Annotated in this window: 19 protein-coding genes and 1 tRNA gene; 17 read left to right on the forward strand and 3 right to left on the reverse strand. The window is 33.6% G+C overall.

Going from position 1 to position 20,908, the window contains the following annotated elements; all coding sequences use genetic code 11:
- The first annotated feature begins 83 nt into the window (after positions 1-83).
- The 5 genes from H1A07_RS03125 (at position 84) to hpt (ending at position 6,236) form a co-directional block, all read left to right on the forward strand.
- The gene (locus H1A07_RS03125; RefSeq protein ID WP_210145324.1) at positions 84-2,489 is read left to right on the forward strand and encodes a phosphoketolase family protein; all 2,406 of its coding nucleotides are present in this window, start codon (positions 84-86) and stop codon (positions 2,487-2,489) included.
- Positions 2,490-2,653: 164 nt separating this feature from the next.
- Positions 2,654-3,310, forward strand: coding sequence for a nitroreductase (locus H1A07_RS03130; RefSeq protein WP_210145325.1), 657 nt, complete (start codon positions 2,654-2,656; stop codon positions 3,308-3,310).
- A gap of 131 nt (positions 3,311-3,441) precedes the next feature.
- Positions 3,442-4,137 (forward strand): hypothetical protein, encoded by a 696-nt coding sequence (locus H1A07_RS03135; protein ID WP_210145326.1) that lies wholly within the window; start codon positions 3,442-3,444, stop codon positions 4,135-4,137.
- A gap of 50 nt (positions 4,138-4,187) precedes the next feature.
- A complete protein-coding gene (locus H1A07_RS03140; RefSeq protein WP_210145327.1) occupies positions 4,188-5,570 on the forward strand; it encodes a hemolysin family protein in 1,383 nt (460 codons plus the stop codon).
- Between the two features lie 96 nt (positions 5,571-5,666).
- Positions 5,667-6,236: a hypoxanthine phosphoribosyltransferase gene (gene hpt, locus H1A07_RS03145; RefSeq protein WP_210145328.1), complete on the forward strand. Its 570-nt coding sequence runs from the start codon at positions 5,667-5,669 to the stop codon at positions 6,234-6,236.
- Positions 6,237-6,328: 92 nt separating this feature from the next.
- On the opposite strand, the gene H1A07_RS03150 is transcribed toward hpt, so the two are convergent.
- On the reverse strand, positions 6,329-7,636 hold the full coding sequence (locus tag H1A07_RS03150) for an APC family permease (protein ID WP_210145329.1): 1,308 nt from the start codon (positions 7,634-7,636) through the stop codon (positions 6,329-6,331).
- Between the two features lie 113 nt (positions 7,637-7,749).
- Here H1A07_RS03150 and H1A07_RS03155 point away from each other — a divergent pair, with 113 nt between their 5' ends.
- The 5 genes from H1A07_RS03155 to wecB all read left to right on the forward strand — a co-directional run bounded on the left by H1A07_RS03155 (position 7,750) and on the right by wecB (position 12,740).
- Positions 7,750-8,466: a GH25 family lysozyme gene (locus tag H1A07_RS03155; RefSeq protein ID WP_083486758.1), complete on the forward strand. Its 717-nt coding sequence runs from the start codon at positions 7,750-7,752 to the stop codon at positions 8,464-8,466.
- A 10-nt stretch (positions 8,467-8,476) separates the two neighbouring features.
- Positions 8,477-9,703 carry a DEAD/DEAH box helicase gene (locus tag H1A07_RS03160; RefSeq protein ID WP_210145330.1) on the forward strand — a complete coding sequence of 409 codons (1,227 nt, stop codon included), beginning with the start codon at positions 8,477-8,479 and terminating at the stop codon, positions 9,701-9,703.
- Entirely contained in the window at positions 9,703-11,034 is a 1,332-nt protein-coding gene (locus H1A07_RS03165; RefSeq protein WP_210145331.1) for a PTS sugar transporter subunit IIC, read from the forward strand. Before H1A07_RS03160 ends, H1A07_RS03165 begins: the two co-directional genes overlap by 1 nt.
- Positions 11,035-11,084: 50 nt before the next feature.
- Positions 11,085-11,157, forward strand: a tRNA-Arg gene (locus H1A07_RS03170).
- A gap of 440 nt (positions 11,158-11,597) precedes the next feature.
- The gene (wecB, locus tag H1A07_RS03175) at positions 11,598-12,740 is read left to right on the forward strand and encodes a non-hydrolyzing UDP-N-acetylglucosamine 2-epimerase (RefSeq protein WP_210145332.1); all 1,143 of its coding nucleotides are present in this window, start codon (positions 11,598-11,600) and stop codon (positions 12,738-12,740) included.
- A gap of 44 nt (positions 12,741-12,784) precedes the next feature.
- Here wecB and H1A07_RS03180 read toward each other — a convergent pair whose 3' ends face one another.
- Together H1A07_RS03180 and H1A07_RS03185 are read right to left on the reverse strand one after the other, a co-directional pair.
- A complete protein-coding gene (locus H1A07_RS03180; RefSeq protein ID WP_094499105.1) occupies positions 12,785-13,294 on the reverse strand; it encodes a GtrA family protein in 510 nt (169 codons plus the stop codon).
- The gene (locus tag H1A07_RS03185; protein WP_003649178.1) at positions 13,287-13,733 is read right to left on the reverse strand and encodes a flavodoxin; all 447 of its coding nucleotides are present in this window, start codon (positions 13,731-13,733) and stop codon (positions 13,287-13,289) included. Before H1A07_RS03185 ends, H1A07_RS03180 begins: the two co-directional genes overlap by 8 nt.
- A 187-nt stretch (positions 13,734-13,920) precedes the next feature.
- Between H1A07_RS03185 and map the strand changes: the two genes are divergently transcribed.
- From map to H1A07_RS03220, 7 genes are all read left to right on the forward strand, one after another.
- Positions 13,921-14,745 carry a type I methionyl aminopeptidase gene (gene map / locus H1A07_RS03190; RefSeq protein WP_057718953.1) on the forward strand — a complete coding sequence of 275 codons (825 nt, stop codon included), beginning with the start codon at positions 13,921-13,923 and terminating at the stop codon, positions 14,743-14,745.
- Positions 14,746-14,760: 15 nt separating this feature from the next.
- On the forward strand, positions 14,761-15,684 hold the full coding sequence (locus H1A07_RS03195; protein WP_057718952.1) for a YihY/virulence factor BrkB family protein: 924 nt from the start codon (positions 14,761-14,763) through the stop codon (positions 15,682-15,684).
- Positions 15,685-15,742: 58 nt separating this feature from the next.
- The gene (gene galU, locus H1A07_RS03200) at positions 15,743-16,651 is read left to right on the forward strand and encodes a UTP--glucose-1-phosphate uridylyltransferase GalU (RefSeq protein WP_057718951.1); all 909 of its coding nucleotides are present in this window, start codon (positions 15,743-15,745) and stop codon (positions 16,649-16,651) included.
- Between the two features lie 131 nt (positions 16,652-16,782).
- Entirely contained in the window at positions 16,783-17,745 is a 963-nt protein-coding gene (locus H1A07_RS03205) for an ABC transporter ATP-binding protein (RefSeq protein ID WP_153939051.1), read from the forward strand.
- The gene (locus H1A07_RS03210) at positions 17,738-19,285 is read left to right on the forward strand and encodes an ABC transporter permease/substrate-binding protein (protein ID WP_094499102.1); all 1,548 of its coding nucleotides are present in this window, start codon (positions 17,738-17,740) and stop codon (positions 19,283-19,285) included. Before H1A07_RS03205 ends, H1A07_RS03210 begins: the two co-directional genes overlap by 8 nt.
- A gap of 14 nt (positions 19,286-19,299) precedes the next feature.
- The gene (locus H1A07_RS03215; RefSeq protein ID WP_153939053.1) at positions 19,300-19,710 is read left to right on the forward strand and encodes an OsmC family protein; all 411 of its coding nucleotides are present in this window, start codon (positions 19,300-19,302) and stop codon (positions 19,708-19,710) included.
- Positions 19,711-20,293: 583 nt separating this feature from the next.
- Positions 20,294-20,905: a GTP pyrophosphokinase gene (locus H1A07_RS03220; protein WP_210145333.1), complete on the forward strand. Its 612-nt coding sequence runs from the start codon at positions 20,294-20,296 to the stop codon at positions 20,903-20,905.
- Positions 20,906-20,908 lie beyond the last annotated feature (3 nt).

Raw genomic sequence — 20,908 nt, forward strand, 5'->3', positions numbered from 1 at the left:
TAAAAGATTGAATTTTTGGATTGAATAATCTATGATTAGTACTGTAATAAGCAATGAAAACTATTTCAAGGAGATATTTTGGTATGGCAGTAAATTACGATTCTCAAGAATATTTAAAGAGTGTTGATGCATACTGGCGTGCAGCTAACTACTTATCAGTTGGTCAATTATTTTTAATGAATAATCCCCTCTTAAAGGGTGAATTAAAGGCTGAAGACGTAAAACCTAAGCCAATTGGTCACTGGGGCACAATCGTTCCACAAAACTTTATTTATGCGCATTTAAATCGTGCAATTAAAAAATATGATTTAAATATGTTTTATATTGAAGGCTCTGGTCACGGCGGTCAGGTAATGGTATCTAATTCTTATTTAGATGGTTCTTATACTGAACGTTATCCAGAAATTACTCAAGATGAAAAGGGAATGGCTAAATTATTTAAGCAATTTAGTTTTCCAGGCGGTGTTGCTTCTCATGCTGCACCAGAAACTCCAGGATCAATTCATGAAGGTGGAGAGTTAGGTTACTCACTTTCTCATGGTGTTGGTGCAATTTTAGATAATCCAGATGTAATTGCAGCTGTTGAAATTGGTGATGGTGAATCAGAAACTGGTCCACTTGCTACTTCTTGGTTCTCAAGTAAGTTCATTAACCCAATTAAAGATGGTGCTGTCATTCCAATTTTACAAATCAATGGCTTTAAGATTTCTAATCCAACTATCGTTTCTAGAATGAGCGATGAAGATCTGACTAAATATTTCGAAGGAATGGGCTGGAAGCCTTACTTTGTTTCTGCATATAAAGATGGTGAATTTAATGGTTATAAGGACCACATGGAAGTCCACCAAGAAATGGCTAAGACCATGGATGAAGTAGTTGAAGAAATTAAGGCTATTCAAAAGCATGCTCGTGAAAATAATGATGATTCATTAGTGAAATGGCCAATGATTGTCTTCAGAGTACCTAAGGGTTGGACTGGACCTAAGTTTGATTTAGATGGAAATCCAATTGAAAATAGTTTCCGTGCTCACCAAATTCCAATTCCTGTTGCTCAAGGCGACATGACTCATAAGGAAATGCTTACTGATTGGATGGAAAGCTACAAGCCTGAAGAATTATTTAACAAAGATGGTTCGCCAAAAGACATTGTTAAAGAAAATACGCTATCTGGCGATCAAAGAATGGCAATGAATCCGATAACTAATGGCGGAATTGATCCTAAGGTATTGAATATGCCGGACTATCGTGATTTTGCCGTTGAATTTGATAAGCCTGGTTCTGTTGAAAAGCAAGATATGGCTGAATGGGCTAAATATCTTGATAAGATGGCTGAACTAAATCCAAATAATTTCCGTGGTTTTGGTCCAGACGAAACAAAATCTAACCGTTTATTCCAACTTTTAGACAATCAAAAGCGTCAATGGATGGAAAATATTCATACTCCAAATGATGAAAACTTGGCTCGTGAAGGTCGCGTAATTGACTCACAATTATCTGAGCACCAAGATGAAGGCTGGCTTGAAGGATATGTTTTGACCGGCCGTCATGGATTCTTTGCTACCTATGAAGCCTTTGGTCGTGTAGTTGACTCAATGCTTACTCAACACATGAAGTGGCTTAGAAAGGCTAAAGAGCAAGCCTGGAGACATGATTATCCAGCTTTAAATTTGGTTGATACTTCAACTGTTTTCCAACAAGATCATAATGGATATACTCACCAAGATCCGGGTATGCTTACTCACCTTTATGAGAAGAATCGTCCAGATTTAATCCATGAATACTTACCAGCTGATACAAACTCGCTTCTTGCAGTATCTGATAAGGCGTTTAGAGATCGTGAATGCATTAACGTTTTGGTAACCTCTAAACAACCTCGTCCTCAATGGTTCTCAATTGAAGAAGCGAAGAAGTTAGTTGACAAGGGACTTGGTTATGTTGACTGGGCATCAACTGATAAAGGCGCAAAACCTGATGTTGTCTTTGCCTCAACTGGTACTGAACCAACAATTGAAACTTTAGCAGCAATTGATTTGCTCCATAAGAAGTTTCCAGATTTAAAGATTCGATATATTAATGTTATTGACGTGATGAAGTTAATGTCACCTGAAAAGAATCCAGAAGCAATCAGCAATAAAGAATTTGATCGTCTCTTCCCAAAGGGCACACCAGTAATTTTTGCTTGGCACGGTTTTAAATCAATGATGGAATCGATTTGGTTTGACCGTGGCCGTGGTAAAGATGATGTTCACATTCATGGCTACGAAGAAAATGGTGATATTACTACTCCATTTGATATGCGTGTTTTAAACCATATTGATCGCTATAATTTAGCTAAAGATGTAGTAGAAAGCGTCCCTGAATTGAGTGAAAAGAATGCTGACTTTATTGACGAAATGGATACTTTACTTGCTAAACATCACCAATATATTCGTGATAATGGTAAAGATATGCCGGAAGTTACTGATTGGCAATGGGAAGGCTTGAAATAAAATTAGAATAATTCTTCAAAAAGACCTAATTGAGTTTAGGTCTTTTTTGATTAAAGCTATTGAAAATTCGCTCTATGCTTACTAAGCTGTTTGTTGTTATAATGGTTTTGTAAAATGTAAGTGTAATTTTATTTGTAAGGAATTTTATAGAAAGAGATGATTGGATGGAATTTAAAGATGTTTTAGCACGCGAACATGCAACAAGAAAGTTTACTGATCAAAGAGTAAGTGAAAAGACTATTATTAAGGTGTTAGAAGAAGCACAAAGAACTCCATCCTTACTTAATTCACAACCTTGGCGGATATATGTGGCTGAGGGTGAAGTAGCAAAGGCAATAAGACAAGAACATGAAGAAAAGACTTTAGCTAATGAAGAACCACACGAAGACTTTGCTTCTTTGCTAAAAGTCGAATGGAATACATTTCCAAGTAAGAATATGGCAACAATGAGTGAAACTTTAGATTATTTCTTACGTGGGGAATCAGATGATTTTGATCGAGCTCAATTAAAGTTGTTCAATGCTCCAATAATTGTCTTTTTAACTATACCTAAAAAATCTCCAGCTTGGTCAATTTTTGATCTTGGTGCATTTTCTCAGACATTGATGTTGGCAGCAAATAATCGTGGTTTAAGTACAATGCCTGCACAGGCTTTTGTTAAATATCCGGATGTAATTAGAAAGTACTTAGATATACCAGAAGATGAATCAATTGGTATTGGTATTGGATTAGGATATCCTAACAAAAAAGCTACAATTAATAACTATAAGTCTAAACGTGTGTCTTTAGATGAAATTTTAAAAATTAAAAAGAATGTCTAAATTTGAAATTCCTGAAGAGATAAAGTCTAATTTATTAGCTTTAAACTTTTTAGGAATTTTTTTATATACTTGTTTAAAATAAAATTAAAATATGGCATAATTATAAAAATAGAGAAAGGATAAATAAGAAGATGACGCTATTAGTTTCTCCAGAGCAATGGGCTAATTGGGATCAATGGTTCAATTATACTTTGCCAGGTTATATTTTAATTTTAGGAACAATTTTTTTATTTGTTGGTTTAATTCCATTTTTATGTGTACGTAAAAAAATAACTTATATTTTATTTGGTGTAACAACTTTAGTTTTGGTAACTTTTCTTGGGATATCTTATTTTAAAAATAAGGAATCAACCGAATATGTAAGAGAAAATCATTATTTGACAGCTATGGTTAGAGAATATGATGCTCAAATTTTCTCTAATAAATACTATGATCCAGATGAAATAGAGAGCTTTAAATATATTGCTGATATTAATACTCCCTCTCATTTGCCGTCCATTTATAAAAAGATACCAGTTAAGCAAGAAGTTACCTATCTTGGTAAGAATGACTACTACGCCTTTGTGAAATTAGATAATGTGGTGATGAAATTCAGCTTATCTGATTGTAAAAAGATTCCTGGTAGTAAGGCGTACTTTACAGGATATCATTTTAAATTAAGGAATAAAAAATTTATGAAATTAGGTTTTATTGCTCTAAAACATAATTTACGTGATAAAGTGGAGTTGCCTAGAGAGTTTTATAATAAAAAAGTATCAAAAAATATTGAGGAAAATTATAATCATCCTGGATTAGTTGCAAACTGGATCCCTGATTCGGAGAAATAATGCTAAAATAGAGATGTAATTATTTAATATATAAAAAAGGTGAAAATCACTTGGATACAAGTACTATAACTACTAATTTAATTGTTATTTTCATAACGTTTTTAATTGCGATTTTCTTTGTTGTTGCTGAATTTGCTTTAGTACAGACTAGATCTAGTCAGCTAGAAGATATGCTGGCCAATGGTCAAGGAAATCCTAAGAAATTAAAACGTGCTTTGCACATGGTTCATAACTTAAATGAATCATTATCTACTACACAGGTAGGTACTACTTTAGTTGGTGTTATTTTAGGTTGGATTGGTCAAGGAACGATTGAAGAGTTATTGACTGATGTATTTAAAATGGCACCTTGGTTTAGTGCAAAAACGAGCGGAGTATTAGGCGCAACTCTAGGTGTTGTATTGTTAACTTACTTAGAGGTTGTTGTAACTGAAATAGTTCCTAAAAATATTGCCATTGATATGCCAGTTAAGTGTTTAATGGCAGTTGTTACTCCGTTAGCTGTTTTCCATACCGTGGTGTATCCATTTGTTTGGTTACTTAACCACAGTGCTAATGGTTTGCTTCATTTATTAGGAATGCAATCAGCAGATGAAGAGAGTGAAGTTTATTCACAGTCAGAAATTTTACGGTTATCACGTAATGCCGTAACAGGAGGCTCCCTTGATAAGGATGATCTTGTGTATATGGAGCGTGCCTTTGAATTAAATGATAAGGTTGCTAAAGATATTATGACTGACCGTACACAACTTCAAGTGTTGAATGCAACTGATAATGTTAAGACTGCTTTAAAGAAATATATTGAAGATGGTTTCAGTCGTTTTCCAGTTGTGCGTGATAATGATAAAGATGATGTCGTTGGATATGTTTATGCCTATGATATTGTTAGTCAAGACCAAGAAAATCCTGATGTACCAATTACTAGAATTATTAGAGCGATTATCACTGTGCCTGAATCAATGCTAATTCAAGATATCTTGAAGTTAATGATTAAAAAGCATACACCAATTGTTTTGGTTGTTGATGAATATGGTGGTACGAGCGGAATTGTAACGGATAAAGATATTTACGAAGAACTCTTTGGATCTATTAAAGATGAGATTGATGATGTTTCTGATGAATACATTGTCCGCGATGATCATGGTGAAATCCACGTTTCTGGAAAAACCACTTTGTATGATTTTGAACGTTACTTCCATACCAAGCTCAAGGCTTTTGAAGATAGCGACATTATCACTATCGGTGGCTATATGATGGAACACTATCCTAACTTAAAGAAGGGCGAGTCTGTAGAATTAGAAGGCTTTAACTTTAAGCTAGTGAATATTGAACAAGGTTTCATGCGTTGGTTTATTGTTTCTAAGCTAGATAAAGATAGTAACAGTGCTAATTTGCAAGATAGCGATCAAAATAGTAAAGAAAAAGATGAATAATCGGAAAAAGGCACCTAAGATAGGTGCTTTTTTTAGTCATTAAATGTTATAATTCTACTAATAACAAAGCATTTGTAGAAGATATAGAGGGTTAAGATGCAAAATAGTGATAATATTGACAACATTATTGATCGTGTTTTATTTAGTCAAGATGATATTGAAGAAATCTGTCAAAGACTTGGTAAGCAATTAACTGACGACTATGCTGGCAAGTTTCCATTAGTTGTTGGAGTATTAAAGGGTGCTGTTTACTTCATGACTGATTTAACACGCCACATGAATGTAAAAATGCAAAATGACTTCATGGATGTTTCTAGTTATGGTGATGGTTTTGAATCAACAGGTAAAGTGAGACTAGATATTGATGTTCAAGCAGATGTCAGGGGCAGAGATGTATTATTAGTTGAAGATATTGTTGATACTGGTCATACTTTAAAATTTATGAAAGATCTATTAATTGAACGTGGTGCTAAGAGTGTTAAGTGCTGCGCATTACTTAACAAGACTGAGCGTCGTGAAGATGATGTAGTTGTAGATTACTATGGTTCAGAAGTTGAAAATGAATTTGTGGTTGGTTATGGTCTAGATTACTTGAATGCTTATCGTAATTTACCTTACGTTGGAGTTTTAAAACCTGAAGTTATCCAAGCAAACTTAAATCGTTAATTAGATAAACTTATTAATGAATTATAAAAGGGTTGAAAATTGTTCGCTATGTAGCGAGAATTTTCAACCCTTTTTCTAATGTTTCTTATTATTTAATTATTGCTATGTTTTTTCATGTAATAGTAAACTGGTAAACCTAATACTGTTAATCCAATTCCAGTGATAGATAACCAAAATTCGTTGATTATTGTACTAATTACGATAAACAAACCACCACCGATTGAGACGATGGGGATGATTGGATACCAGGGAACAACATAAGGTCGATTTAACTTAGGTTCGCGGTAGCGCAAAATTACAACTGCAATTGAAATTAGTGTTGTAAAAGTCCACATTACAAAAACGAGCATATTGGTTAATAGATCGAAAGTTCCTAGTAAGATCATGATTAAAGATACACCAAGAATAATTAGTGCACTAATTGTTGGGACGCCTGTATTAACGTTAGTTCGACCGATTTTGTGTGAAAATGGCAACATTTTATCTTTAGCTAGAGTATATGGAATTCTCATCCCAGTTAACATAAATCCATTAATTGCTCCGTAAACAGAAATCAAAATTCCAATAGTAATTAACTTGCCGCCTAAACTGCCAAATAGTTTTAATGAAGCGAGGTATGCTGTGTTTTGATTTCCAATAATTTCTTTAAAAGGAATAGTAGTTAGGAAAGCGTAGTTTACTAATACATAGATTAAAGTAATTGCGGATAGTCCAATAATAATAGCTCTTGATAGATTTTTCTCTGGGTCTTTAACTTCTCCCGCTAAATTTGTTACATTGATCCAGCCGTCATAAGCAAATAAGGCAGCTAATAAACCACCGCTCAAGCCAGTCCAGAAAGAAATATTATGACCAGAACTTAAGGGAAGAAGATTAACAGTGACTTTTGATGAATTAAAGAGACCAAAAAGTACAATTAAGGCAATTGGAATAGTTTTAAGTATCGTCATTGCAGACTGCATTTTAGTTGAAAATTTAGTTGAAATGAGATTTAACCCCATTAAAAAGAGTGCGAGCAGTAATGCTACTAATGTGGCATATTTAGTTGGAATGCCAAATAGAACAACGAATTGCTGTCCAAAAACTACGCTTAAAGCGGCAATATTGGCTGGAAAGTAAACTAACATTTGAGCCCAACCAAATAAAAATCCCCAAACTTTTCCATAAGTATATTCGATATATTTTATTGATCCACCAGTAACTGGAAGTGCAGCAGCAATTTCAGAAACCGTTAGGCCGGACGCAATAGAGACGATTCCAGCTAAGATCCAAACAAAAAGAGTTAGGGATGGAGTCCCCGTCTCGTGACTAATACTTCCAATTTTAAAGAAGACACCTCCACCGATTACAGTTCCGACAACTGTAGCTAGAGCCTGTCCAAAGCTAATTTCTCTTTTCAATATTGCTTTCCTTTCGATTTTTAACGATAAGTATATTATTGATATCATTTTATACTAAATTACAGTGAAAGTGGTATGGAAAGCAGAAGTTCGTTAAAATAGCTATGGGAGGGATGATCGTGCATCGGTATCAACATAAGTATACTTTTCCAAGTATTATTATTCTGCTCGTATTAGCTATTTTGGGCTTAATATGGGGATATTTTAATATGCAGAAAAATACGACCGTACCCCGTGGTTCAAATATGAGCGTACTTGGAATTGAATTAGATCAAACCAAAGATTATATTGATTTACATAAATTAGAAAAAAACGGAATTTCTTTCGTTTATTTGCGTTCGACACAAGGAAAGTCCTATTTTGATGATAATTATTTACTTTACCGCGATCAACTTCAGGGAACTAATTTAAATTTTGGAACGATTATTTCTTATAGTGATGAAACAAGTAATGAAGAACAATATCAATATTTTCTGAATAAGGTGGGAACTAATACCGGGACTTTGCCAGTAATGATTGTTCCCGCAACTAGCAATTTAACTAAAACCTATTGGCAACGCATGGGTAGATTCGCTCAAATGATTAATAATTTAGGAAAAAGGGTAATGATTGCAGGAAATTATCACTATCATAAATATTTTCCAGAAGAAACTAGATTCTTGTATACTGGAGCAAGTTTAAAAGATAGACGTCATTATGCCTTTTGGTGTTACACTCAAAATGGAAGAGTAAAAAATATCGATAATCTTAATCGTGATGTAACCATGTTTGCTTATATTGGCACTAATACGCAGTATGAGCAATTATATGGACAACAAAAAGTACAATAGAGGAATTAGAATGTATTCACAAGCAATTACACAAGTTTTAGAAAGAGAACATAAAGATAAACCAACTTTAATTCAAGAAAGAACATACGATGCTATCTATAATGGTGCTAGTGTAGTTGGGCTAGCTAAGACTGGTACTGGAAAAACTTTAGCTTATGGTTTGCCAGTAATGGGAAGAATTGCAGAAATTGGTGGTAGAGGTGTAATTTTAGAGCCTACTACTGAGCTTGCTATTCAAACTAGAAATAATTTGTTGCCATATGCCAAAGCTTTAGGTTTAAAAACTATTGCTCTAGTTGGAGCTGGTAATAGAAAAAGGCAGTTAGAACGTTTAAAGAAAGAAAAGCCAGATATTATAATTGCTACGCCAGGTAGATTTTTTGATTTCTTATCTGAAAATAGAATCAAGTATCAGGATATTAATGCTTTAGTAATTGATGAAGCAGATGATATTTTGGAATTTGCTAAGCTAGATTTATTAAGCTCTTTAGGACAAAATTTATCTTCAACTGCGCAGATTTTGTTATTTGGAGCATCTGAATCAGAAATTACTAAAGATGCGGATGAGCTTTTTAAACGGACATTTTTATTAATTGATGTTCGCCTAGAACAAAAATCTGAGGTTAAACATTATTTCTTGCAGGTTTCAAATGAATATAAGATGCAATTCTTGCAACGTTTAGCAAAGCTAGATAAGTTTAAAGGAATTTTATTCTTTGATAGTACAGAAACTGAGATGAGATTTGCAAGAATTTTTAGTCACAGTAAAACCAAGTTTGCAGTTTTAAGTAATGAAACAAATAAACAAAATCGTGAAAAAATTCTTAGTGATTTCAAAGCTGGTCGAATTAAATTTTTGTTTGCAACTGATCTTGCAGCACGCGGATTGGATTTACCAGATGTGAGCTACGTGATTAACTTTGAAATACCTAGTGAAATTAATACCTATCTTCATCGCAGCGGTAGAACTGGAAGAATGAATAAGTCTGGTACTGTTGTGACACTGGGGGACGATCACGATTTTAGAAATCTTAAAAAATTGTTGGATGGTACTTATGAAGTTAAAAGAGCATATTTTGCAGGCTATAGCTTAACGACTGAGAAGCCACTTTCAGAAAAGGAAGAAAAGAAAACTAAAGTTAAAGAAGTCAAAGTTAAATCAAAACATAAGAAGAAACGTTGGCGTAATAAAAAAAATAAGGGATACCATCCTCGAAAGAATAGAGGAAATAAGTAATGTCATCTTTAGTTAAATGGCTAGAAACGTATGTTTTACCACCTGCGTCTCGTCTAGCACAAGTACGTTGGTTAGTTGCGATGCGAGATACTTTTGTTTCGTTATTGCCTATTACAATGGCTGGATCTATCGCAATGCTATTTAATAGCATTATTAGAGCAGCTAAAGTGCAAATGCATTGGGATACTTTTTATTCTTTAATGCAACCAGTAATGGCAATTGATAATATTGTTTGGGAAGGTACTTTCGCTCTATTTGCTGTATATTTTGCGATATCTTGGGGCTATCATCTAGCTAAAACTTACGAGGTAAACCGCTTTGCTGGTTCAATTGCGTCTTTAGTTGCTTTTTCAATGAGTATTAGTGATTCGGTAAAACTACGTATTGATGGGGATGTAGTTGATATTAAAAATGCCTTTGATATCAAGCAATTCTCAACGATGGGATTATTTACAGCAATTATTTTTGGTTGTATTGGGACAGCGCTATTTATTATGTTTTATAAGGCGAGAATTCGTTTAAAAGTTGATAGTAGTATGCCTCATGCAGAATGGGTTGCCTTTAGCACCTTAGTTCCAATTTTGCTTTCAGTCTTTATCGTTGGATTTGTTAATTTTACCTTTCAACGCCTTACGGGAACCTACTTTGGAAATTGGCTGCTTACTACTATCCAAAGACCTTTAGTAAATTTAGGACAGGGTTTTGGAGTGGTTTTATTAGTTACATTTTTAGTTCAAATATTTTGGTTCTTTGGGATCAATGGTATCAGTGTCTTAACCCCAGTAATGGATTCTTTATGGCTAACGCCAGAAAACATTAACGTTACAGCAGTTAGAAATAGCGATCATGTCCCTTATATTTGGGTACGAGATTCCTTTAATGTTTTTGCATGGTTTGGTGGAGCGGGTGGAACTTTAGTCTTGATTATTGCTATCTTAATGTTTTCTAAACGTAAAGATTACCGAACTATAGCGAAGATGGCAGTCGCACCAGGGATTTTTAATATTAATGAACCTATTATTTTCGGCTTACCTGTTGTATTTAATCCCGTATATTTGATTCCTTTTGTAGTAGCACCATTAGTAAATGTATCGCTTGCTTATTGGGCTACACAGGTAGGGTTAGTTAATCCTGTTCAAATATTTGTTCCAACAGTTATGCCGCCACTTATTGGGCCGTTTTTAGCATGTAATTATGACTGGCGAGCTATTGTTTTAGCGCTTATTAATATGGTTATTGCACTTCTTATTTGGATGCCATTTGTTTTTGCAGCAGATAAAATTGCCAAGCAAGATAATAATCAACGTAATTTTTATTTGCCACAGTATTAAATTTTTAATAGTTAAAAATCAGTTTTTATGGTAAAGTAGAAACTGGTTTCGACCCCGTAGTTCATCTGGATAGAACAATGGTCTCCTAAACCGTAGAGGTGAGTTCGAATCTCACCGGGGTCATATTGATATAAAGCCATTTGTGGGACATTAAAAATAAGCAAAAATTGAATTTGTTTCCCAAATGACCCCTCCACGTGATATTTTAAGTATTAAAAAAGCATTACCTGATTAACTCACAAGGTAATGCTTTTAATTTGATATTAAACATATTTCAATGGATTAATAAATAATTCTAAAATCACCCAAAGAAAAATGATTAGTAAAATTGCAATAATACTGATTAAAATATGCTTAGTCTTTTTGGGATAGGAATTACCTAATAGAAAGACAAGACAAAATATGATAATAGTAATTAAAATTGCTGCTAAAGATAAAAAACTAAACATAATGTATTTCGCTTTCGTTATATAGTTAAGTATAAAGTAATTAGAGAGATAGTACCAAAGAAAATTGAATTAAGATATAGTATAATAAGCGAAGAAGAATAGGAAAATAATGCTATGAAAAAAATAAAAGTAATGACAGTTTTTGGTACTCGACCAGAAGCAATTAAAATGGCACCTTTAGTACTAAAATTGAAGCAGGATGAACGCTTTGATGAAGTAACGGTAGTCAGTGCGCAACACCGCGAGATGCTGGATCAAGTTTTAGATATTTTTAAAATTAAACCTGATTATGATTTTAATATCATGCATAAAAATCAAAGTTTAGAAGATATTACTTCAAAAGTAATGATCAATATGGCTCAGGTAATTAAAGCGGAAAATCCCGATATTGTTTTAGTCCATGGAGATACTACTACTAGTTTTGCAGCAGGACTAGCATCTTTTTATGAGCAAATAACTTTAGGACATGTGGAAGCAGGTCTTAGAACTTGGAATAAATATTCCCCATTTCCAGAAGAAATGAATCGTCAAATGACAGATGACTTAGCTGACCTATATTTTGCACCAACTAAGTTAAGTAGGAATAATTTAATAAAAGAAAATCATTCTTCCAAAAATATTTATGTTACTGGTAATACTGCTATTGATGCCTTAAAACAAACTGTAAAAAAGGATTATCATCATGATGTTCTTGACGAAATTACGCCCGGTAATAAAGTGATATTAGTTACTATGCACCGTAGAGAAAATCAGGGAGAACCGATGAGGCGCGTGTTTAAGGTAATGAAGCAGGTTGTAGATAATTACCAAGATGTAGAAATTATCTATCCTGTTCACTTGTCTCCACGAGTCCAAGAAGTGGCAAATGAAGTACTTGGTGGGGATTCACGTATCCACTTGATTAAGCCTCTCGATGTAGTTGATTTTCACAATTTAGCTAAAAGAAGCTATTTCATTATGACTGATTCAGGTGGCGTGCAAGAAGAAGCACCTTCTCTTGGAAAGCCTGTATTAGTGTTACGTGATACAACTGAGCGACCAGAAGGTGTTAAAGCTGGCACCCTGAAACTTGTCGGAACTGAAGTAGATAAGGTTCATGATGAGATGATTAGGCTACTTGAAGATAAAAATGCTTATAGTAAAATGGCTAATGCCAAAAATCCTTATGGCGATGGCAAGGCTTCTGATCGAATTATGGATGCAATTGCTTATTATTTTGATAAAGAAAATAATCAAAAGCCAACAGATTTTAAATAAAGTAAAACTCCAGATACTGTGTAATATCTGGAGTTTTTATATGATTATCTTTTATTGAAATGATCTTTAAATTTTTTAGCAAATTTATTACTAGTATTAAGAAAAATCGATTTAGTAGTTAAGTAATTAAAAATACCTACTAGGATTTGATCAATTACTTTTACGAAAAATGAATTCCAATGTAACCACGAAATTCCAACTAGCATAATTAAGTTATCTGGAATCAGGCTGATTATCCGATAAATGAAAAATAAACATAGTTGGTAGACAACCCCGTGCTTTTTATCTACATTTTGAATAAATACGCCATGTTTATTAAAAGAAAAAGAAGCCAAGTTGGAAATGATAAATGCAATTGTGTTGGCATAAATTACTGGAATTTTCCAAGCATTGTGAAATAAAAGAAAGCAGACAATATTGATAACTGCTGCTAAGAAGCCAAAGATAACGTAAACATAAAAGTTTCGGTGCCTGACAACAAGCTTACTTCCAAGCTCTCGTAACTGGACTTGGGTAATCTTTTGCCCACTTCTTTTATGATGATTTTTAGTCATTAAATGCCTCGACTATTTCTTCAGTAGCTTGATCAATTAAATCAATATCTTCGTCATCAACAGCGTTTTCGATTTTAACTGGTTTTGCTACTTCAACTGCGCCACACTTAATAAATGCCTTTTCAAAGTCATCTACGTTTTCACAATAATGATCTTTGTATGTTTTGTCTCCAGACCCCATAACGGCAAACTTTTTACCCGATAAGTCAAGAGTAACTAATTGGTCATAAAAGTCTTTTAATTCATCAGTCATCACACCTTCGCCGTAAGTATAAGTAACCATTACGCAAAGATCAGCATCAAGATAAGAAGAAGCATCTGCAAAACTAACGTCAATATTTTCTACGTCAAAACCTGCATCTTGTAAATTCTCTTCTAAAATTTCTGCCATATCTTCATCATTACCAGTCATACTGGCAAAGACAATCTGTGCTTTCATGTAAAAAACTTCTTTCTATAACATTTTCTCCTATTATACTAAAGAAGGTGGGTAGATTGTAAATCTTAAGAGAAATTATTTAAGAAAAGCTTTATAATGAATGGTTGAGACTTTCTCAATGACTACTAAATTATGTTTATTTAAGGTATGCTAATAGTATATAAATATTAAAAAAGGAGATTTTTTAATGATAACAATTAAGTCAAAACGTGAACTTCAGGGTATGCAAAAATCAGGTCGCGTTTTAGCAGCAATGTTTGAAGGCTTACGTGATGTTATTAGGCCTGGAATTTCTACTTGGGAAATCGAAGAATTTGCTCAAGATTTTATGAAAAAACATGGTGGTCGTCTTTCAGAACAAGGTTTTGAAGGATACAAATATGGTACTTGTATTAGTGTAAATGATGAAATTGCTCATGCGATTCCGAGAAAAGATAAGATCTTAAAGGAAGGCGACTTAGTCAGCGTTGACGTAACTTGTAACGTTGATGGTTATGAAACTGACTCCTGCACTACTTATGGTGTTGGTAAAATTTCTGCCGAAGATCAAAAGTTAATGGATGTTACCAAAAAGGCAATGTACATGGGAATTGATCAAGCTGTAGTTGGTAATCGTATTGGTGATATTGGTAGCGTTATTCAAAACTACGTTGAAAATGAAAATGGCTACGGAGACGTTCGTGAATTAGTTGGTCACGGAATTCAACCATCTATTCATGAAGACCCAGAAGTGCCTCACTGGGGTAAGGCTGGTCACGGTTTACGTTTACGCGAAGGTATGACAATTACTGTTGAACCAATGGTCGAAGCTGGTGGTGATTGGAGAATTGAACAAAAGACTGTTTCTGATCCTAACGATGATTGGGTTTACTATGCAACCCCAGATGGTTCAAAGTCAGCTCAATTTGAACATACTTTTGCTATCACTCCAGATGGTCCAAAGATTTTGACTTTGCAAAAGCCATATGATGGCTACGAAAAGTATCTTCCTCATTTTTTAGATGAAGATTAATAAGTAAAATATTTTATGAAATCTTTTCTCAATCAGACTAGAAACCGTACAGCAAATTTTATTCAATTACTATCAAAATATATTAGCCAGGGTGAAATAAACCAAAATTCCATCATTATTGCTTATTATGTATTGTTAAGTATTTTTCCAATCATAATTATTATTGGAAATGTTTTACCTTTATTTAGTATTGATACCAAGCCAATTGCTCGCTATTTAGAATTGATTTTTCCAAGTCAAGTTTCAAGCTTAGTTATGCCGATTATTAATGCCTTATTGAAGAAGCATTCAAGCGGATTTATTTCTTTGGGTATTGTAGTTGCAATTTGGTCATTAAGTTGTTTGGTTAATTCGATTCGCTTGGCCGCAAATAAAATTTACGGTGTTGATAAACAAGAAAAGGGAAAATCATGGTGGAATTATTTACTGGCCAGAACTTTTACTTTTGCTTTATCAGTAATTTTAGTAGTTGGATTTTCAGTAATAATTTTCATTTTCACATTTGGTAGACAAATTATGGAATTTTTGGCTCCAATTTTTAATCTATCCTTATGGTGGGTTTATAAATTAGAAAATTATCGTTGGCCGATCATAATTTTAATGACAGTGATAGTGAATTTGTACATTAATTATGTAATCCCAAATATTCGAGTTCAAAAACGTGTGGTTTGGCCAGGAGTATGGTTTACTGTAATAAGCTGGAGTGCCTTATCATATTTCTTTGGTTTATACTTAAGACAATTTGGGACACGCTGGGAGAATTACGGGATTGTAGGCTCATTCATTATCTTTATGCTTTGGCTTAACGTAGGTTCATTCTTATTATTACTTGGTATTTGTATTAATGCAGCAGGAGATGAACTAAAAGGTAGGAAGATTGAATACAGTCAAAGCCCGATTTTGAGAATTTTTAGAAAAAACAAAGAATTACCTAAATAAGTTGACGTAAGTTTGGTAAAATATATTATGGAAAGCTTATTTTTGTGAGGAGAATAAAATGAAAGTAAGAAAAGCAGTTATTCCAGCAGCTGGATTAGGTACTAGATTTTTACCTGCAACTAAGGCTATGCCTAAGGAAATGGTACCAATTGTTGATAAACCAACAATTCAATTTATCGTAGAAGAAGCCAAAAAATCAGGAATTGAAGATATCTTGATTGTTACTGGTAAGAATAAGCGCTCAATTGAAGACCACTTCGACGCTAACCCAGAACTAGAACAAGATTTGGAAGAAAAGGGTAAGACTGAGCTTTTACACTTGACCCAATCAATTACTAATTTAGGTGTTAACCTTTACTACACTCGTCAACCACACCCAGCTGGTTTAGGAGATGCGATTTTAAGAGCTCGTAGCTTCGTTGGGGATGAACCATTTGCTGTAATGCTTGGTGACGACTTAATGGACGACAAAGTTCCACTAACTAAGCAATTGATTGATCGTTATGATAAGACTCATGCATCAACTATTGCTGTAATGCCTGTACCACACGAAGAAGTTTCTAAGTATGGTGTTATTGATCCAGATAACGAAATTGAACCAGGCTTGATTAACGTTAAAGCTTTTGTTGAAAAGCCAGACGTTGATAAAGCTCCTAGTGATTACGCAATCATTGGTCGTTACTTATTAACTCCAGAAATTTTTGATATTTTAGCACATCAAAAACCTGGTCGTGGTGGCGAAATTCAATTAACTGACGCTATTGATACTATGAATAAGACTCAACGAGTATTTGCTCACGTATTTAACGGTGAACGTCACGATGTTGGTAACAAGGAAGGTTACCTTGAAACATCAATTGAATATGGTTTATCTCACCCACAAATTAAAGATGATTTACGTAAGTACATCATTGCAATGGGTCAAAAATTACAAAATGAAGATAAAAATACTAATAAGAAAAAATAATTCTAATTAGATAGAAACTATAGGGAAGTTATCATATTGATAACTTCTTTTTTAGTCAAAAAGTGTAATCTTTTTGCCAACTTCTTATAAAAAGTGAGAAAATATAAATAATTCTTTATTATAAGGGTAAAATGATGATTGAATATAAGAATGTTTCAAAGAAATATCAAGATCATGAAATTTTAAAAGATGTTTCTTTTACAGTGAAAAAAGGAGATATTTTTGTTTTAGTTGGTCCTAGTGGAAGTGGAAAAACAACTTTATTAAAGATGTTTAATCGACTCATTGAACCGACAAAAGGGAAAATTTTTCTCAATGATAAATCAATAAAAGAATATAATTTGCGCAAATTAAGAGAAAAAACTGGCTATGTTTTGCAAACTGCTAGTTTATTTCCAAATTTAACGGTTGGTGAAAATATTACTATTGTCTTAGAACAAGAGGGCGTAAGTCGAAAAGAACGACGTCAGAAACAAGAACAATTATTAAAATCTGTTGATTTAGATCCTAAGTTATATTGTGATCGCCTGCCAAATGAATTATCTGGTGGAGAGCAACAGAGAGTTGGAATTGTTCGCTCTTTAGCGGCTGACCCAGAAGTTGTTTTAATGGATGAACCATTTTCCGCTCTTGATCCGGTTGTAAGAAAACAATTGCAAGATTTACTAATGAATCTTCATGAGCAGTTTAACAAGACAGTAATGTTTGTAACTCACGATATGCAAGAGGCAATTCGACTAGGCAATACAATTGGTGTTTTGCATGATGGCGTATTAGAGCAAGTAGGAAAGCCTAGAGAAATTCTACGTCATCCAGCTACCAAATTTGTTCAACAATTTTTTGCCGGAAATCGAATTAATCAAAAGCTTGATCTTGAAACTTTGCTCAAGAGTGAGCTGGGAGTTGATCCTCGGTTTTATCCGAAAGTTGACACCTTAGTTCGTTATCACGTAGATAGTGTGGAAGATCTAATTAAAGATTGTTCAAATCATCCCGATGCCTTATTTATTGCAGAAACTGAATTCGGCAATTTTTTAATTGAGCCAAAACGAGTTTGGAATTTCTTTTTAAAGTGGGTGGCTGGACATGATTAAATCTTTATGGCAGATGTTATTAACTGAACATGATCAAATTTGGGCTACAACGCTTGTTCATATTAAGATTTCAATTATTGCTTTATTAATTGCAATGGTAATTGCCATTCCATTGGCCTTTATTTTGAAAGGACATAAGAAGGCAGCAGAGTTTACTCTACAGGTAGCAGGAATCATTCAAACAATTCCTAGCTTGGCTGTTTTAGGTTTGTTGTTACCGTTTGTTGGAATTGGGACAGTTCCAGCAATTATTGCGCTAGTCTTATATGCGATTATGCCGATTTTTCAAAATACTTATTCTGGATTGACTGAGATTCCAGAAAATTTAGAGGAAGCAGCTACTGCTTTTGGCTTAACTAAATGGAAGAAACTACAACGTTTAGAAATTCCGCTGGCTATGCCGATGGTCTTTGCTGGGATTAGAATTGCCCTTGTAATGATTATTGGGACAGCTACTCTAGCAGCCTTAATTGGTGGAGGCGGACTAGGTACTTATATTTATGTAGGTATTAATTCAAATAATAATACTGAAGTTTTAATGGGTGCAATTTTGTCTGCCTTATTAGCATTAGTATTTAGTGGGATTTTGAAGTTTATTTCAAAAAACAATAAACGCTTAAAGTGGGGAAGTGCGGTGATTGCTCTTTGCTTATTAATTTGGGGTGGAAGCAGTTTATATTCACACTTTACTACTAGTTCCACGAATGTTGCTGAACCTAAGCAAACTATTACGATTGCCGGCAAGATGGGATCTGAACCTGCAATTTTGATTAATATGTATAAGGAATTAATTGAAAAGAATGATCCGAATACTAAAGTTGTTTTGAAACCTAACTTTGGTGGCACGACATTTTTATTTAAAGCTCTCCAGACAGACAAGATAGATATTTATCCAGAATTTACTGGAACAGTTTTGCAGACTCTAGTTAAAACGGGTAAGAAGACTGGAAATGATCCAAATCAGGTTTATGCAGAAGCTCGAAGTGATTTAAAGAGTCAATTTGATATGGAGTACTTAAAGCCAATGACATATCAAAATGGCTATGCTTTAGCTACAACTCAGAAGTTTGCAAAAGATAATCACCTAACTAAGATGAGTGATTTGAATCGAGTAAATAAAAAAGTTCATGCGGCTTTTGACCCAGATTTTACTTCATTAAAAGATGGTTATCCAGGTTTGAAGGATGTTTATAAACTAGATTTTGCTTCAATTAAGAGTACAGAATCGAGCATTCGTTATCATGCAATTGCTAATAATCAAGCTAATGTTGTTGATGGTTATACAACTGATGCAGAAATTAAGAAGTATAATTTGGTAATGCTAGATGATGATAAAAAATTCTTCCCGCCATATCAGGGTGCCCCGTTAATGAGAGCTAAGTTTGCAGAAAGAAATCCACAAATTGTAAAAGCATTAAATAAATTGGCTGGTAAAATTACAACTCAAGAAATGCAGGCAATGAATTATCAGGTTAATGTTGAGCATGAAAAACCAGCTAAAGTAGCTCATGAGTACTTAGTAAAACATGGATTAATTTAGAAAAGAGTATAATTATGACAAAATATACAGTAAAAAGTGAGTTAACAGATACTCCTTGGCAAATCGAAAATAGAACTAAGAAGCATAAGTTCATGGCTGATGAATCAGCTAGTGGTAAAAATGTTGCTCCTAATCCAGTAGAGTATTTGGCAGGAGCAGTTAATTCTTGTATTTCAATTTCTGCAGGGATGATTGCAAATGTCCACCATTTAGATGTAAAAAATTTCAAAGTTACAACACAAGCAATTACTACCAAATTGGGCCATGGAAAATCCGTTGTTAGTGAAATGTTAATTTCAGTTTCTTTTGATAGCTCTATGTCTCAAGAAGAAAAGCAAGATTTCTTATCTCACACTTTACATGTTTCAACAGTTTATCAGACAGTGTCACAAAGTATTAAAACTTATGTGGAATTAGAAAATTAAGCTTAAATAATTTGCTCTTAGTCAATATGACTAGGAGCATTTTTGATTTTTTGGCAAATATAAGGCAAGATATAAGTTAATTAAGTTTTTTGTTTTTATCTTTAGTATTAATGTTCGCACGCTATGTGATTTTATCAGATAAGTTAATTAATCATTATCAGATTAGTAAAGGTTTTGTATTGTGTATAGTCATGTTGTGATTGTCATATCAATCTTATTAACAACTGTACTATTCTTTACCTACAAATTAGAAATATAAATAAAAACTTCTTATTTTTCTTAATTATTGGGTCAATAGCATTGTATTATTTTTCATTAGTGATAAATCAGGTATATAACAAAAACAAGTGTAAATTTGGTATTCGAGACTTTCTTTACCTATTGCTTATTTTTGCATTAGGAGTAAGTTACTTATGGCTTGTAATAGGATCTGACTTAGTAATTGCTATTTGCCTATTAATTTGGAATTTAGTATTTTTCTTAGGATTTTATATAAAAAGCAAAAATTCTTTAAAGTAACTGGCTGATAATTATTTTGAATAGACTGCTATAATATTTAGTAAATCAATAAAGAGGGATCTATATGGATATTTACAGAGGCTATACTCCAGTTTTAAATAAGTTACTTGAACAGATGCTGGAATATTTTAGAACTGAAAACAAATTGCACCAAGAAAAAACAGGTGACAGTCTATATGAGCATCTTATTGGCCGAGTTAAGCAGCCGAAAAGCATGATTGAAAAATGTCAGAGAAAGGATCTTCCAGTAACTCCTGAATCGGCTTTGAAAGTAAATCGGGATAGTGTTGGAATTCGCGTAGTTTGTAACTTTATTGATGATATTTATACTTGCATTGACTTAATTAATAATTGGGATGATGTAACAATTGTTAAACAAAAAGACTATATTACAAATGCTAAACCAAATGGTTATCGTTCATATCATATGATTTTAGATGTGGAACGAGCAGAAAAAGATATTGAAGGCAATACTCCAGGCCACTATTTTGTCGAAGTGCAGCTTAGAACGATCGCGATGGATACTTGGGCAAGTTTAGAACATGAAATGAAATATAAGCACAAAATAAAGAATCCTGAAATGATTGGCAAAGAGTTAAAGCGAGTTGCAGATGAATTAGCTTCTTGTGATGTAAGTATGCAAACTTTGCGTCACTTGATTAGAGAGGAAGATTGACTT

The sequence above is a fragment of the Lactobacillus taiwanensis genome (assembly GCF_017894345.1).
Taxonomy (GTDB): domain Bacteria; phylum Bacillota; class Bacilli; order Lactobacillales; family Lactobacillaceae; genus Lactobacillus; species Lactobacillus taiwanensis.